Below are 13,018 nucleotides of genomic sequence, written 5' to 3' on the forward strand. Positions count from 1 at the left end.
TTTGCTCATGCAAATTCGACACAATCTTGGGGCCGGAGAGAAGCCCTTCTTTCGTCGGGGACGTTGTGTCGCAATTTTGGCATACTATGTCTGGGAACGAGTGCAATTTCCCACGAAAGACGAATCGTCCGTAAGCGATCCGAGGGACCGTCCAGGTTTTCCGCATGAAGTGGCTGCGAATCAGTACGGCGTTGACGGGCATTGCCGCGTGTAGCTTCCTGCTCGCGCAGGTAGCACCGCACGCCCGCGAGGCAGGCGCGATCCTCGTTGCCCAGGATGATCCGGCCGCGCTCTCCGAGCTGAAGCTCGATGCACTGCTGCGGCAGAACGACCGCCTGGTTCAGGACAACATCGAGGCTGCGCTTGCATCAGGCGATGCCGATCTCGCCGACAGTTTCGTTGCGCTGGCGCGTGACCGCAACATCGCGCTCCCCGACGATCTCCTGAGCCGCGTCAGCGATGCGGTCAAGGCCGAGAATTCCACCTCGCATTTCGCCAAACGGTTCGCCACCGGTCTCGTCACCGGCAATGCCGACGACGTCGCGAGCCTGTCGGGAACGGTGGCGGGCGATCTCTTCGTGTTTGGCGACATCAGGGACGTGGTGCGCGAGGGCAAGCATCTTGCCATGGGCGAGGATACCGATCGCCTCGTGCTCTCCCTTGCGGCAGCCGGCCTTGTGGTGACGGCGGCAACCTACGTGTCCGTCGGCGGCGCCGCGCCGGTGCGCGCCGGACTGACGCTGGTGAAGGATGCGCGGAAAGTCGGACGGCTCGGCGAGGGGCTTGCCGCATGGGCCGGCCGTTCCGCGCGCGAGGTCGTGGATACGCCGATGCTCCGGAACGCGGTCGCCAAGGGGTCCGTGTTCCGCCCGGGCGAGACCGTCAGCGCGATCAAGGCCGCGTTCCGGGCCGAGAAGGCCGGTGCGCTGGTCCGGCTCGGCAAGGACGTCACGCGCGTAGCCGAAAAGACCGGCACGCGCGGGGCGATGGATACGTTGCGGATCGCGGAAGGCCCGAAGGACGTCGCGCGCGCGGCGCGGCTTGCGGAAGCGCAGGGCGGCAAGACCCGCGCGATCATGAAGCTCTTGGGCCGGGGCGCACTGCTGCTCGTCGGCGGCGCGTTCGATCTGGCGCTCTGGCTGCTCAGTGCGGCACTGACGCTGTTCGGCCTTCTCTCCTCCATCAAGGCGACGACCGAACGCCTGACCCAGGCCTGGTGCAATCGCCGACGCGCGCGGCGGCTCCGCCGCGCGCAGAGGGCAGCCGAAGCCGCTCTGGAAAGTGCGACTCTCAAGGCCTAAAGCGCGACGAAATTGGGGTAAATCGTCGGCGCACTCCGGGTTATTGTTTGCGCATGATCTCCGCGCAAGCGCGGTCCGCGTTTGCCGCGAGGAAAAACCGCTGCACACTTTTCCGGATCATGCTCTAAGATCAAGCTTTCCCCCTCGAGACCTCTGGAACTGATGATGCCGAGCTTTCACAACGGCGCCGTTGAAATTGCCTATCTCGACGAAGGCGAGGGCGATCCGATCATCCTGGTGCACGGTTTTGCCTCCAGCAAGAACGTGAACTGGGTCTATCCGACCTGGGTTTCGGAGCTGCGCAAGAACGGCCGCCGCGTGATTGCGCTCGACAATCGCGGCCACGGCGAAAGCGCAAAGCTCTACGAGCCCGCACAGTACTCGATCCCGACCATGGCCGGCGACGTGCTCGCGCTGATGGATCATCTCGCCATCCCGCAGGCCGACATCATGGGCTATTCGATGGGCGGGCGGATGGCGGCGTGGCTCTCCCTCAACGAGCCGCAGCGCCTGCGCTCGGCGATCCTCGGCGGCATCGGCATCGGCGGCCTGATCGAGGGCACCGGACCCGGCGAGAACGTCGCCAAGGCGCTGGAAGCGCCCGCGCTCGAGGACGTCACCGATCCCGTCGGCCGCACCTTTCGCGCGTTCGCCGATCAGACCCGCTCCGACCGCCGTGCGCTCGCCGCGTGCCTCCGCGGCACGCGCGACCTGATGACGAGGCAGCAGGCTGCGCGCATCGAGGTGCCGGTGTTGATCGCGGTCGGCAGTGCCGACGACGTCGCAGGAAGTGCCAGCGCGCTCGGTGCGATCATCCCCGGTTCGGAAGTGCTCGATATTCCGAACCGCGATCACATGCGTGCGGTCGGCGACAAGGTCTACAAGACCGGCGTGCTCGAGTTTCTGTCACGCCGCGGCTGAGGCAGTGTTGGCTGAGGCGATGAGGTTGCCTAATTGTCCTGCAATGTCCCATCACAAGGCACGGCTATCGCATTTGAGAGCTTTTCCTGTTGCCATCCTTCGAGACGCCGCTTTGGGCGGGCTCCTCAGAGGATGGAGTGCGCGGCAGCAGTTTCAACGGGCATTGACGCCGATTAGCCTCGTCCTGAGGAGGCGCGTAAGCGCCGTCTCGAAGGACGAGGCGTGCGCGCAGGCCGCCGTCCCAACTCATATGCGATAGCCCTGCATCAGAAACCGTCCACTCCTTCATGCGCAGAGATCTGGAGTCCGCTAAGGGCGCTGACGAAACGTCAGCTCGAAGCGGGTAGGAACGTCGGCAAAGGGCCAAAAGGCGAATTAACTCTGCTGATAAGCGCAGGGATTTTTCGGCCCAGGCAGATGGGTCCCGTCGCTCTCTCCCATTTGTCAACGTGATTGACGGTACTTGCCCGGAATTGCTGTTCCGCGAACTATTGGATGGAATCCTCCGGCACCAGCCATGATGAACGTGTCTTCGCAAGACTGGTCGTGGTGGTGATGATCGGCGCATATGTGACCGGCTGCATTGGCGTGTCATGGCGCGCGATATGGACTTCCGAGGTGAACGGTGCCGTTGAAGTTACCATCGCCTGCACCTCTTGCCTAATCGAAGCAATGGCCGGCCACAGCGGGACCGACGGTGTCGTCATGCTCGCGGGCGCGCAGCCGCGGCAGACGACCGAACTGATGATCTGATCAACCAGGAAAGGTGTTATCCAACAGAGGAGTATCCTATGAAGTTGGCTCAAATATCAGCACTCGTCATTTGTCTGTTTGGCCCGCCGGGAATTTCGTTGGCCGCGGACGCCAAAGGGGACGTGCAGAAGGCTTACGCCGCTTGGGATGCCGCATTCAACAAACACGACGCGAAAGCCATTGGCGCTTCCTATGTCGCGATGGCAAAATTGATGCCGCCCACACATCAGGTGGCGTCAGGTCCGGCTGAGATCGAGAGTTTCTTTGCCGGACTCTTCGCGAACGGTGTGACGGGTCACAAGTTGGAGATGATCGACGCCGGCGGAGACGATAAGATTGTATTCGGCACAGCGAAGTGGAGTGCCACGGGTAAGGACAAGGACGGCAAGCAATCTCCGTTGGGTGGTTTGGCAATGCACGTATTCGAACGCCAAGCCGATGGATCGCTCAAATTGAGGCTGCAAACATTCAACTAAAGTGGTCGAAGCTTAATGGGTCCGGTGAGGCGGCAGCCTCACCGGACGCCAAGGACTACTTGTCCCGATGCAAGATATGTCCGGGTTGGGCCAACACCGGACATTACCGAGGAGGCGCATTCGCGTCTCTCCGCGCAACGAAAATGGTGGAAATGCACTGCAGCACCGTCTCGCGATTTTGATTGCGCAGCAGGTTTCGGTTGCGGACTATTCCCCAGTCAGGTTTCGATTTCGAGGGGCGCAGCTCCAAAATCGTCATTTCGAGATCAAGCGCGTCACCCGGGCGTACAGGGTTCGTCAGCTTTAACTCATCCCAACCCAATCCCATCAGGACCTGGAAGTGCGGTTGAAGCTGACCCGAGAGCAGGATGTAGATCGCAAACGTATGCGACCCGATGCCGTCAATCCGCCAAAGACCGATTGCGCCGCGAGTTCCTCGTCGATGTGGCGGGGTATCGGATCATATTGTTTGGCGAAACGGATAATCTCCTCCTTGGAGAGCGAATAAGGGCCGGCCGCGCTGCGGATTCCGATTTGCAGTTCTTCAAAATAAAGGTTGGTCATCGATACTCCGTCGATGAAGCGAGAGGCAAGGCGACCTCCAGCTCGCCGGTTCAACGGGCGACATCGTAGCGGCCAAAATTGGACCCGGTTAGTGGCAATCGCTGGTTTGATCCGCCATGGGCTACAACCGGGTTCAAAAACCAACTTCGCTCCGCAAGCTTGCTGTCGATCTGTTGGAGGTATCCATCAAACATCTCGCGGCCTCTTGTATCTGAGGATGCACAGCAGGATCGGCAGCGTACCGCTCTGGCGCCACATGTGCGCGACGGAAGGATGAACATTCGTCGCCAAGAAGCCGATAAGTGATAGCACTCTCGCCTCCGCGATTGGCGCGACAAGGTCAGCTATGGGCGAAAGAGGTGACGCCGCTATGTCAGCTGTTGACCAACAGAAGGCTCTGTGTTGCGGGCAAGCTGTAAACTAATTGGTCACTTTATAGCAACTCGCAGCTTCAGAACATCACGATCGCAGCAATTGCTCGTGACTTTGCTCCAGATTCCGAGCAGGTTTCAATTACTCGCGTTGGTTGAGCCGCTCAGTCCGAGGATATTGTCTATGGCAAATATGACTGCAATCGAGCGCTGCAAGCACTTTGGCGTCGCGAACATTCAGGGCATTGCGTACATGCCGGGTCCGACCAATTACACGAAAACGCAACCGCCCGGTTCGCTTTATGAGAATTCGGACTTCTATAACAACATCTTCGAGGAGTTGTGGGGCTACCTTAATCCCAACGGCTCTGGCGAACGCGGACGAAAGGACCTCTATCGTTTTCGTCAACAATTAGGTGTGAATTTCGTTCATTGCTATGACTGGGCCGCGCCCGTCTCGCAGATAGTTGACGGAAAGCTGATGTCGTTCCGGCAACACGTTACATTTTTGCGTGTCTGCGCCAATCTCGGCATGAAGGCGACCGTTCCAATCAGCAACTACACGATGTGGCTCCTCAGCCAAAATCGGATCGCCGAAGCCCGAAGCAACGTCGAGCAGATCATTGGCGAGGTCTATTCCGTAGCCTTGCCCCCCAACAAGGCGCCTATTCCCGGCGTCGGGATGTGGAAGATTTTCAATGAATATGAATTGTGGTACGATCGAAATCCGGCGCACGTGGTTACAGTTATGACGTGGATCGCTGAATGGGAAGCTAAGAACAACATCTTGGATCAGAATGCCCTGCCAGTCATGGTGTGCACATCGTTCGGCATGGCAGACGGTGTGCCCGGTGCAGGCTATCTCAAGAAGGTACGGGACGTCCTTCTTCAACGCGGCAAAATAGGCAACAAAGATCCGGCCACCTTCTGGAACGAGCGCATCGTGTTTGCGACCAATCCGCAAAACCCCGGCTCCGACATCTCTGACTACCTGGCCAACAGCTTGCCGAATTACTGGGAGCGATACGGCATTCCCGTTCCACCCGTCATGTTCACCGAGCTGGGCTCGAGCATCGAGCAGACTGGAGGTGAGGCCCAGCAGGCGGAGTGGCTTTCACAGCAGATTGCGGCATCTAAACCCGGCAGCAGCAACGGCATGATGTTGGGCGCTTGCATATTTCTAAATGAGGCACGTCCGTGGGAAGAAGGTCCGGAGAAGACCTTCGGCATCACGCGCTTTGGGCCCGATAGCAGCTGGGGATTGCCAAAGCAGAATTACGAAGCCAAGACCGCGTATCCGCAGTGGGACCCCAAGGGCTGGTGGTGGCAGCAGCCCGCGAGCTATCCCGTCGAGCAGCAGGCGCCTAAGCTGAACTATCTCTCTGCCGCGAAGGCTTGGGGACCACATTAACAGTCGCAATCGGCGCTTGTCCGTGCAGTGCCGTACTGTTAGCCGATTTCCGCTTTACCCGACAGGGTACATCGGCCATGTCCGCTCGGGGCCACTTGCGGACTTTTGACTAAGCATCGACGGACGTCAGCTAGGGGCCAATACCAGACTTGGCCGACGCCAAGGCGCGCCTATGGCGATTGTACGAACGCCTACTCAATTTCATCGCGTCCGCTGTGCGCGTTTACCTTCTTCGGGGCCGGCGCTGGTCGCGAGATGCGTCCAAATCTTGACTTACGATGCCCGAAGGTTCCGAGAATTTCCTTCTGATTGCACTCGCCGGACTGAAATCTGAGGCAGTGCAGTTGCTCTTCGAAGGCGCAAGTGCATGGCTGAGGCCCTCTTGTTATTGTTTGGCATCGTGCCCTCGCATTGCTGTGACTACGCCAGTTCGTCCAACCACCGCTGAGCTAATTTCGGCTCACCCGGAGTGTTTGAAAGGCGAGAGCCCGTCTGCAGGAACCGATCATGTAGCTGGAAGGATTCAAGGCCGCACTTGTGGCGCAGGCGCTCGATTTTGGAGCCTAATTCAAGCAGCTCCTCCCGTGCGGGTTCGCGCAAGCCAACTCGTTCGTAGGAGCCGAAGAGACCCCACTGTCCCTTAGCGCACCCCTGCAGTGCCGACACAAGCAACTCCCTGTACGAAGCTTCAAGGGCCGCCAGCTGTCGTTCATACGAGGGTCTCATCGGCTCGGATACGTTTTCGGGTCAAATAATGCCGCTAGACCGGAGACGACCGCCACGGCTACCAAGAATAGAACAGTGGTAGGATCAATGAACAGATACAAAACCGTCGCTATTCCAACCACGATCAAAACTGGACCAATAAACGCAGGATGGGCCTTAAGCCAGTGAATTACCCCGTTGCGGACCCGAGGGATGTAGGCCGCAGCCGCAAGGAGGGCGACAATCACAACAAGCCACTTCGGCATGGCCGAGCGTCCTATTTACCTCAGATCCACAATAGCTGAGCACGCTTTCGCTCACATGAGGAATAGAGTTCAAATTCTAGCGACCGCCCGGCCTGTCCGCAGTGGGGTCACGAGCAGACGTGCAAGCGGATCGCTCCAGAGCGCTTGGAGTCCGCCAAGTGCCGTTATCGGACTCTGGTTCTTTGCCAACGTGGATAGGCTGTTGAACGCCAAGTCAGTTCTGGCTATTCCTTTTCGACGAAAGCGATCGCTGCTCGGACGAAACCAAGCGCGATGACTCTTCACCCCAATCTCATCGCGCTTTGCTGTCCTCGCCCAAACGGCGCGCCACGGCGATCAGCACCACGAAGGTCCCAACCCACACCATCCGCGCGCCATAGCGGTCGTGGGGACCCGAGATCACGCCGCAGATGAAGGCGTTGCCGAGCAAGGCCAGCGTCACCGTCGCCGCCAGCAGTGTCAGATCGTCCAGCCGGCGTTTCGCCAGCGCATCTGCGAGCAGCAAAACCAGCGCCAGCATCGAGGCCAGGGCGACGGGGACATGCAGCCAGTTGACATAGTCGAAATTGATACCCCAGTGCTGCTGCCGCGCCGCGCGCATCGGCGCGGCCTGCGCGGGGACGTAGCGCTCGATGATGCCGCGGGTGTGCGGGATCCAGCCGTTGGTGCCTTCGCCGGTCGCCACATGCAGCAATTGCTGTCCCATCGCCCGCAACGCCGCGCCGGCCTGCCAGGCCGGATAGTCCGCGAGCGAATGCACGACAATGTAGCCCATCTCCTCGTTCATGCCTTCGAAGCGGCCGAGCGTGTTGAACATGCTCTTGCCCCACAGGAATTCGTCGGCGCTCGACGGCAGCTCGTTGCGATAGGGGCAGAGCTTGTAGCGTTCGCGCGGGCAATGGTCGTTGAGATAGCGCGCAACGATGCCGTCCTGCATCATGCGGCCGAAGGCGACGCCATAGCCGCCCGGCGTCCAGGCCAACTTGCCGGACAACGCATAATTCGCTGACACCAGCATCAGGCCGCCCGCAACGATGGAGAGGCTCGCCTGCGCCAATCCGGCAAGCGGCAGCCGTTTGCCCACGGACGGCCGCACCATCCAGCCGGCGGCGCACAGCCCGAGCAGCACGCCGAGGGTGGCGCTGTGGGTGGCCGCGGCAAAGGCGGTGAAGACGAACAGCGAGATCTTTTCGAGCGTTGATGTCCTGCCGGCGCCAATGACCAGCAGGAACAGCGACAGGACCGAGAGCCCGGCAAAGATGTCGGTGAGCAGCATGCTCGCAAGCCAGGGCAGCGCGGTCGACAGCATCAGGCCGAGGCTGATCGCGACGAAGCGGGAGGTCTGCATCAATCCGAGCACGCGCAAGGTCAGTTGCAGTAGCCACAGCGTCGCCAGCGACTGGGCGGCGAGGTTGATCCAGAAGCCAAAACTCTCGCCATAATGCAGATAGAGGCCGAACACAGTGGAGCGGCTGGGGACGAGATAGCCCTCGTACCAGCGCGCCAGATAGCCGCCGGTATCCCATTGCAACAGCGGATAGCCGTTCCAGAACGCCGGCGCGATCATCAGGAGGGGCAGGGCCACCGCCGCCAGCCGCAGCCAAAACGTACCCGCGGCGCGCGCGCGCAATTGTTCGGTGGTGATGCTCAAATCTGCTCCCGTCCCCGTTCGGACATGACCGCAATAACGGTTGGCAGTGAATTCACCAATAGTTTGACGCCGCCCGGCTTGAATTTGGCAAAACTCTGACCACTTTGAGCCGACCTTGCCGCTTGGGGCGTCAGAAGAAACTGTTGTGTTTCAAAGCCTTGGCATGCTCCGCGGGGCAAGGTGCTGTTCACTCTCAGGCAAGCCCGTCAGGACTTTGTCGCCTAGACTGTGCTATACAGCCAGCAAAAGACGCCCATTCGAGAGAGCAATCCCAAAGAGAAAATCCATGGCAGTGCATCAGGTCAATCCGGGAGGAAAGCTCGCATCGCTCGATCCGATCTGGGACCGGATCCGCAGCGAAGCGGAGGACATCGTCCGTCGCGAGCCGGAGCTTGCGACCTTCATCTATTCGGCGGTGCTGCATCACGGCCGGCTGGAAGATGCGGTGGTCCACCGCGTCGCCGACCGGCTCGATCACTCCGCACTGTCGGGTGATCTTGTGCGCCAGGCTTATATTGAGGCGCTGCGCGACGACCCTGATATCGGCAACGCCTTCCGCGCCGATCTCGTTGCCGTCTACGACCGCGATCCCGCGACCTCGCGCTTCATCGATCCCTTGCTCTACTTCAAGGGCTTTCACGCCATCCAGACCCATCGGCTCGCGCACTGGCTCTATCTCAAGGGTCGCAAGGATTTCGCGTACTACCTTCAGAGCCGATCGTCGGCGGTGTTCCAGACCGACATCAATCCCGCCGCGCGCATCGGCCGCGGCATCTTCCTCGACCACGCCACCGGTTTCGTCTGCGGTGAGACGGCTGTGATCGAAGACGACGTCTCGATCCTGCACGGCGTCACGCTCGGCGGCACCGGCAAGGAGAACGAGGATCGTCATCCGAAGATCCGTCACGGCGTCTTGATCGGCGCCGGGGCGAAGATCCTCGGTAATATCGAGATCGGTCACTGTGCCCGCATCGCCGCCGGCTCGGTCGTGGTCAAGCCTGTGCCGCACAACGTCACGGTTGCAGGCGTGCCCGCCAAGATCGTCGGCGAAGCCGGCTGCGCCGAGCCGTCGCGCACCATGGATCAGATGATCAACGCCATGGGGCTTTGATCTCCGTTCGACCGGAACGGGACCGGATTTTCCGGCCCTTTCCGTCGCAAATTTCTTTGGCAATTCATGCTGGCGGTTCGCCGCGTCTCGTCGTAAACCCCGCCAACCAGATTTTCGATTGGAGACTTGCCGTGGACGTCAAGGAAGTGAGAAAGCTCGACGCGTATCTGAAGCGCGTATTCGGCAATCCCAAGATCCGCGTCGTGCCGCGGCCGAAAAAGGACGATTCCGCCGAGGTCTATATCGGCGAAGAGTTCATCGGCGTGCTGTTCGTCGACGACGAAGATGACGATCGCTCGTTCCAGTTCCAGATGGCGATCCTCGAGGACGATCTCGTCGATCAGGAGTAGTCGCTGTTACGCCGTCGTTCGCCGAGCGCGGTGTTCTCCCGTGTCCCGGACGCACTGCAACGCCCTTAAGCGTTGCAGTGCAGAGCCGGGACCCAGAACCACACGCGCATCTCCGCAACCTAGGCCCCGGCTCAGCAGCGCAGCGTCGAAGAGACGCTGCACTGCGTCCGGGGCACGCATCGAACGTTGAGGCGCGCTCTCTCAACACCGTCATTGCGAGCGCAGCGAAGCAATCCAGGAATCTTTCCGCAGAGGGATTCTGGATTGCTTCGCTGCGCTCGCAATGACGGGCATCAGCATTACTGCCCCCTAACTCGATCTCTTTGCAAGAATGCGCAGCCGCACGGTGGCGTCGGCGAGGATGATGCCCTCTGCATCGGCGAGCTCGGCTCGTACGAGCATCTCGCAATTTTCCATTGTGCCATTCTATCGCTGTTTTGCCCGACGCCTCAAGTAAATTTCGAAAAATACGAATAACCGGGGCGGCTGAATTTCGCACGGCACGCGCATCAGTCGTCCACGGCATGACGGTCGGACTGCGCTTCTAAAAATGCGAAGCCGTGCCAAAGGCTTGGCTACTGTGCATGGGGTTGTTTTCGAAGTTTTTGTTTTTGGAAGGCCCAGGCCACCTTTTGTTCAGCCCTTCGGCCCGCGCAGCTGCGCCGTCAGCTTCTCCATCGCCTCGGCCACGTCGCGCCACTGCGACAGCCAGCTCCGCGGAAAGCGGAAGGTGAGGTCGGCGCCGCCGACGCGGCGCTCCGAGAGGCACATGCCCGGGGTCGCTGCATCGCGGGTGCAGCGCGCCGTCAGCGCGGGACTCGCAGCGGAATAGAGGTCCTCGCTGCCGTAAGGCGTGTCGGTGCGGAACATCCGCATCGTCAGGCCGTCCACAGGCATCGCCGCGGCCTGATCGAGATAGCGCGGATAGATCGTGGCTGCTCGCTGCTCGGGCGAGAGCGCATCGTGATGGGCCGCGATCGACAGGAAGATGCGGTCGATCGACTGCACTGCTGCCTCCACCGTCTCGGCGGTGACATGCTTGGGCGCGCCGGGCGGCTCCAGCGAGGGATAGAGGAAGTCGAGATCGATGCGTTCCTGCGGCCCGGAGTGCCGCTGGATCTTCATCCGGATCGCGGTCACCGGCAGGTTGAACAATGTGCCGCCGACGCTCACCGGCAGCTTGTCCGGGGCGTTCGCGCCCCGGCTGCCCCAGGTCGGCCACAACAAATAGGCGACGAGCGCGACGGCACAGGCCGCAGCAACGCCGCCGAGCACGATCGGGACGACATGCGCCCGGGTGCGCGTGCGGGGGGACCTGAGGGGAGCTGCCGAAAACACCGTCATGAGCTAAGCGCTGAGGAGAGCCGGAGGTTGGCCGATGGCCGACGAATCAGCGGCGAATATGCCATGCGACGGCGATTTCGCGGAGCGTTCCCGGCTGCGGGGAACGGGGACGGCCCTGCGCGGACCGGCCGGCCGCGTTAACCTTCCCTTAAGGATAATGTAGCGTTAACCGGCACTCTTTGTCACAGGAAGGTAGCTGGCGTTGCGTAAGGGCGGACCACTTCCGATGACACCTGAAGCTCTCAACACCTTCTTCTCGATCTGCATCGGTTTCGCGCTCGCGGGCGCGCTCGTGAACGGATACCAGGCGCTCGCGCAGCGGCCCGCCGGCTTCGGCCTGTTGCAGGACGGCGTGGCGCCGAAAACCTTCGCAGCGGTTCCGTTCCTGGTGTTCGCCGCGCCCTTCATCATCATGCGCAACACGCTGCGCGGCATGCGGGTGGAAAGCCGCCGGGTCGAGTTCGTGATGATGGCGACGCTCATCGCCGGGTTCTGGAGCATGATGAGCGGCACCTTCTTTCTGATGACGCTGCGGGCCGCCGGCCTTCTGGTCTGATACCCGCGCTGTGAGCGCGGCCGGCCCTTTGCCTCCAGGCTGCCGTTTGGTTATGCCAGTGGTCAACGCGACAGGAGACCTCCATGGCGATCTACGAGCTCGACGGGCAGGCGCCCGACCTTCCCGCCGACGGCAATTATTTCATCGCGGAGACCGCGACCGTGATCGGCCGCGTGCGCCTGAAGCCGGGCGCGAGCGTCTGGTTCGGCGCGGTGCTGCGCGGCGACAATGAGTGGATCGAGATCGGCGAGGGCGCCAATGTGCAGGACGGCTCGACCTGCCACACCGATCTCGGTTTTCCGCTTGTCATCGGCAGGAACTGCACCGTCGGCCACAACGTCATCCTGCACGGCTGCAGCATCGAGGAGGGCGCGCTGATCGGCATGGGCTCGATCGTGATGAACGGAGCCAGAATCGGCCGCAACAGCATCGTCGGTGCCGGCTCCGTCATCACCGAGGGCAAGGAGTTCCCCGAGCGCTCGCTGATCATCGGCTCGCCGGCGCGCGTGATCCGCACGCTCGACGACACCCAGGTGCAGAAGATGGGGAGTGCGGCGAAGTTTTATGTCGCCAACGGCCCGCGCTTCAAGCAGGGCTTGAAGCGGATCGGCTGATCAGCTGCCTTCGGATTCGCGCGCTTCGATCGCGCTTGCCACCTTCTCGTGGCCGGCGGCCCAAAGCGCGTGCTCGTCGCTGCCGTTGAGGTAAGGATTGGCCTCGGCCGGAATGCTTTCGCGCGCGGCGCGTTCGCCCTCTGCAAAGGGATCGCGATCGGTCATCGTGACGTGCCTCCCTCGCTTTCAAGCTGACGTGACGACATTTGTTCCGGAACCGGTCTTTGCCGCGGCGGTTGACCGGCAAAGGAGCATTTCCAATGGCCAGACCTTTCGCAACCGGCACAATCAAGACCTCGATCACGATCCTCGCACTCGCGGCGATGCCGGCCGTATCGTTCGCGCAAGCGACCGGCGGCTCTGCCGGATCGAGCGGAGGCTCGGTAGGATCGACGACCGGTGGTGTTCGCAACTCGCCCGCACCGCCGCCCGGGACCAACAGCCTGGGTACGGCTCAATCATCCGGCCCGGGCTCCGGAGTCACCACCGGCTCCGGCGCAGGCGGAGCGGCTGATGCCACCGTCAACGCTGAGAACAAGCAGCTCGACAAGAAGATGAAGAGCATCTGCCGCGGCTGCTGACGCTCGCGCGGAAGTGAGACAGCGTGGCTGTCACGAATTCCCA

The 13,018-nt window shown here is 61.3% G+C and carries 15 protein-coding genes; 10 read left to right on the forward strand and 5 right to left on the reverse strand.

Annotated features, from left to right (window positions below):
* The first annotated feature begins 164 nt into the window (after positions 1-164).
* The 4 genes from ACVIIV_RS20775 to ACVIIV_RS20790 all read left to right on the forward strand — a co-directional run bounded on the left by ACVIIV_RS20775 (position 165) and on the right by ACVIIV_RS20790 (position 3,451).
* Positions 165-1,301: a hypothetical protein gene (locus ACVIIV_RS20775; protein WP_456745826.1), complete on the forward strand. Its 1,137-nt coding sequence runs from the start codon at positions 165-167 to the stop codon at positions 1,299-1,301.
* Between the two features lie 165 nt (positions 1,302-1,466).
* Complete coding sequence (locus ACVIIV_RS20780) at positions 1,467-2,222, forward strand: alpha/beta fold hydrolase (protein WP_456745827.1); 756 nt, start codon at positions 1,467-1,469, stop codon at positions 2,220-2,222.
* Between the two features lie 495 nt (positions 2,223-2,717).
* Positions 2,718-2,975, forward strand: coding sequence for a hypothetical protein (locus ACVIIV_RS20785; protein ID WP_456745828.1), 258 nt, complete (start codon positions 2,718-2,720; stop codon positions 2,973-2,975).
* Positions 2,976-3,013: 38 nt separating this feature from the next.
* The gene (locus ACVIIV_RS20790; protein WP_456745829.1) at positions 3,014-3,451 is read left to right on the forward strand and encodes a YybH family protein; all 438 of its coding nucleotides are present in this window, start codon (positions 3,014-3,016) and stop codon (positions 3,449-3,451) included.
* Between the two features lie 327 nt (positions 3,452-3,778).
* Here the strand turns inward: ACVIIV_RS20790 and ACVIIV_RS20795 are convergent, their stop codons facing one another.
* Positions 3,779-4,015, reverse strand: a complete 237-nt coding sequence (locus ACVIIV_RS20795; protein WP_456745830.1) for a hypothetical protein — start codon at positions 4,013-4,015, stop codon at positions 3,779-3,781.
* Between the two features lie 555 nt (positions 4,016-4,570).
* Here ACVIIV_RS20795 and ACVIIV_RS20800 point away from each other — a divergent pair.
* Positions 4,571-5,797, forward strand: coding sequence for a hypothetical protein (locus tag ACVIIV_RS20800; protein WP_456745831.1), 1,227 nt, complete (start codon positions 4,571-4,573; stop codon positions 5,795-5,797).
* A gap of 722 nt (positions 5,798-6,519) precedes the next feature.
* On the opposite strand, the gene ACVIIV_RS20805 is transcribed toward ACVIIV_RS20800, so the two are convergent.
* On the reverse strand, positions 6,520-6,768 hold the full coding sequence (locus ACVIIV_RS20805; protein ID WP_456745832.1) for a hypothetical protein: 249 nt from the start codon (positions 6,766-6,768) through the stop codon (positions 6,520-6,522).
* 292 nt (positions 6,769-7,060) lie between these two features.
* Complete coding sequence (locus tag ACVIIV_RS20810; RefSeq protein WP_456745833.1) at positions 7,061-8,419, reverse strand: hypothetical protein; 1,359 nt, start codon at positions 8,417-8,419, stop codon at positions 7,061-7,063.
* Positions 8,420-8,705: 286 nt separating this feature from the next.
* Here ACVIIV_RS20810 and cysE point away from each other — a divergent pair, with 286 nt between their 5' ends.
* Positions 8,706-9,530 carry a serine O-acetyltransferase gene (cysE, locus tag ACVIIV_RS20815; protein WP_456745834.1) on the forward strand — a complete coding sequence of 275 codons (825 nt, stop codon included), beginning with the start codon at positions 8,706-8,708 and terminating at the stop codon, positions 9,528-9,530.
* A gap of 131 nt (positions 9,531-9,661) precedes the next feature.
* Positions 9,662-9,880 (forward strand): DUF3126 family protein, encoded by a 219-nt coding sequence (locus ACVIIV_RS20820; RefSeq protein WP_007602550.1) that lies wholly within the window; start codon positions 9,662-9,664, stop codon positions 9,878-9,880.
* Between the two features lie 636 nt (positions 9,881-10,516).
* Here ACVIIV_RS20820 and ACVIIV_RS20825 read toward each other — a convergent pair.
* Positions 10,517-11,224, reverse strand: a complete 708-nt coding sequence (locus tag ACVIIV_RS20825; RefSeq protein ID WP_456745835.1) for a hypothetical protein — start codon at positions 11,222-11,224, stop codon at positions 10,517-10,519.
* Positions 11,225-11,450: 226 nt separating this feature from the next.
* On the opposite strand from ACVIIV_RS20825, the gene ACVIIV_RS20830 reads away from it, so the two are divergent.
* On the forward strand, positions 11,451-11,780 hold the full coding sequence (locus ACVIIV_RS20830) for a DUF6949 family protein (protein ID WP_027576733.1): 330 nt from the start codon (positions 11,451-11,453) through the stop codon (positions 11,778-11,780).
* A gap of 83 nt (positions 11,781-11,863) precedes the next feature.
* On the forward strand, positions 11,864-12,394 hold the full coding sequence (locus tag ACVIIV_RS20835; protein WP_456745836.1) for a gamma carbonic anhydrase family protein: 531 nt from the start codon (positions 11,864-11,866) through the stop codon (positions 12,392-12,394).
* Here the strand turns inward: ACVIIV_RS20835 and ACVIIV_RS20840 are convergent, their stop codons facing one another.
* Positions 12,395-12,559 carry a hypothetical protein gene (locus ACVIIV_RS20840; RefSeq protein WP_456745837.1) on the reverse strand — a complete coding sequence of 55 codons (165 nt, stop codon included), beginning with the start codon at positions 12,557-12,559 and terminating at the stop codon, positions 12,395-12,397.
* A gap of 95 nt (positions 12,560-12,654) precedes the next feature.
* Here ACVIIV_RS20840 and ACVIIV_RS20845 point away from each other — a divergent pair, with 95 nt between their 5' ends.
* Positions 12,655-12,975 (forward strand): hypothetical protein, encoded by a 321-nt coding sequence (locus tag ACVIIV_RS20845; RefSeq protein WP_456745838.1) that lies wholly within the window; start codon positions 12,655-12,657, stop codon positions 12,973-12,975.
* Positions 12,976-13,018 lie beyond the last annotated feature (43 nt).

The sequence above is a fragment of the Bradyrhizobium sp. USDA 4354 genome (genome assembly GCF_054060315.1).

Coding starts and splice junctions, on each gene's coding strand:
- ACVIIV_RS20825 (WP_456745835.1), bottom strand. CDS start 11,224: ATGACGGTGTTTTCGGCAGCTCCCCTCAGGTCCCCCCGCACGCGCACC.
- cysE (WP_456745834.1), top strand. CDS start 8,706: ATGGCAGTGCATCAGGTCAATCCGGGAGGAAAGCTCGCATCGCTCGAT.
- ACVIIV_RS20780 (WP_456745827.1), top strand. CDS start 1,467: ATGCCGAGCTTTCACAACGGCGCCGTTGAAATTGCCTATCTCGACGAA.
- ACVIIV_RS20785 (WP_456745828.1), top strand. CDS start 2,718: ATGGAATCCTCCGGCACCAGCCATGATGAACGTGTCTTCGCAAGACTG.
- ACVIIV_RS20835 (WP_456745836.1), top strand. CDS start 11,864: ATGGCGATCTACGAGCTCGACGGGCAGGCGCCCGACCTTCCCGCCGAC.
- ACVIIV_RS20775 (WP_456745826.1), top strand. CDS start 165: ATGAAGTGGCTGCGAATCAGTACGGCGTTGACGGGCATTGCCGCGTGT.
- ACVIIV_RS20795 (WP_456745830.1), bottom strand. CDS start 4,015: ATGACCAACCTTTATTTTGAAGAACTGCAAATCGGAATCCGCAGCGCG.
- ACVIIV_RS20830 (WP_027576733.1), top strand. CDS start 11,451: ATGACACCTGAAGCTCTCAACACCTTCTTCTCGATCTGCATCGGTTTC.
- ACVIIV_RS20840 (WP_456745837.1), bottom strand. CDS start 12,559: ATGACCGATCGCGATCCCTTTGCAGAGGGCGAACGCGCCGCGCGCGAA.
- ACVIIV_RS20845 (WP_456745838.1), top strand. CDS start 12,655: ATGGCCAGACCTTTCGCAACCGGCACAATCAAGACCTCGATCACGATC.
- ACVIIV_RS20790 (WP_456745829.1), top strand. CDS start 3,014: ATGAAGTTGGCTCAAATATCAGCACTCGTCATTTGTCTGTTTGGCCCG.
- ACVIIV_RS20805 (WP_456745832.1), bottom strand. CDS start 6,768: ATGCCGAAGTGGCTTGTTGTGATTGTCGCCCTCCTTGCGGCTGCGGCC.
- ACVIIV_RS20800 (WP_456745831.1), top strand. CDS start 4,571: ATGGCAAATATGACTGCAATCGAGCGCTGCAAGCACTTTGGCGTCGCG.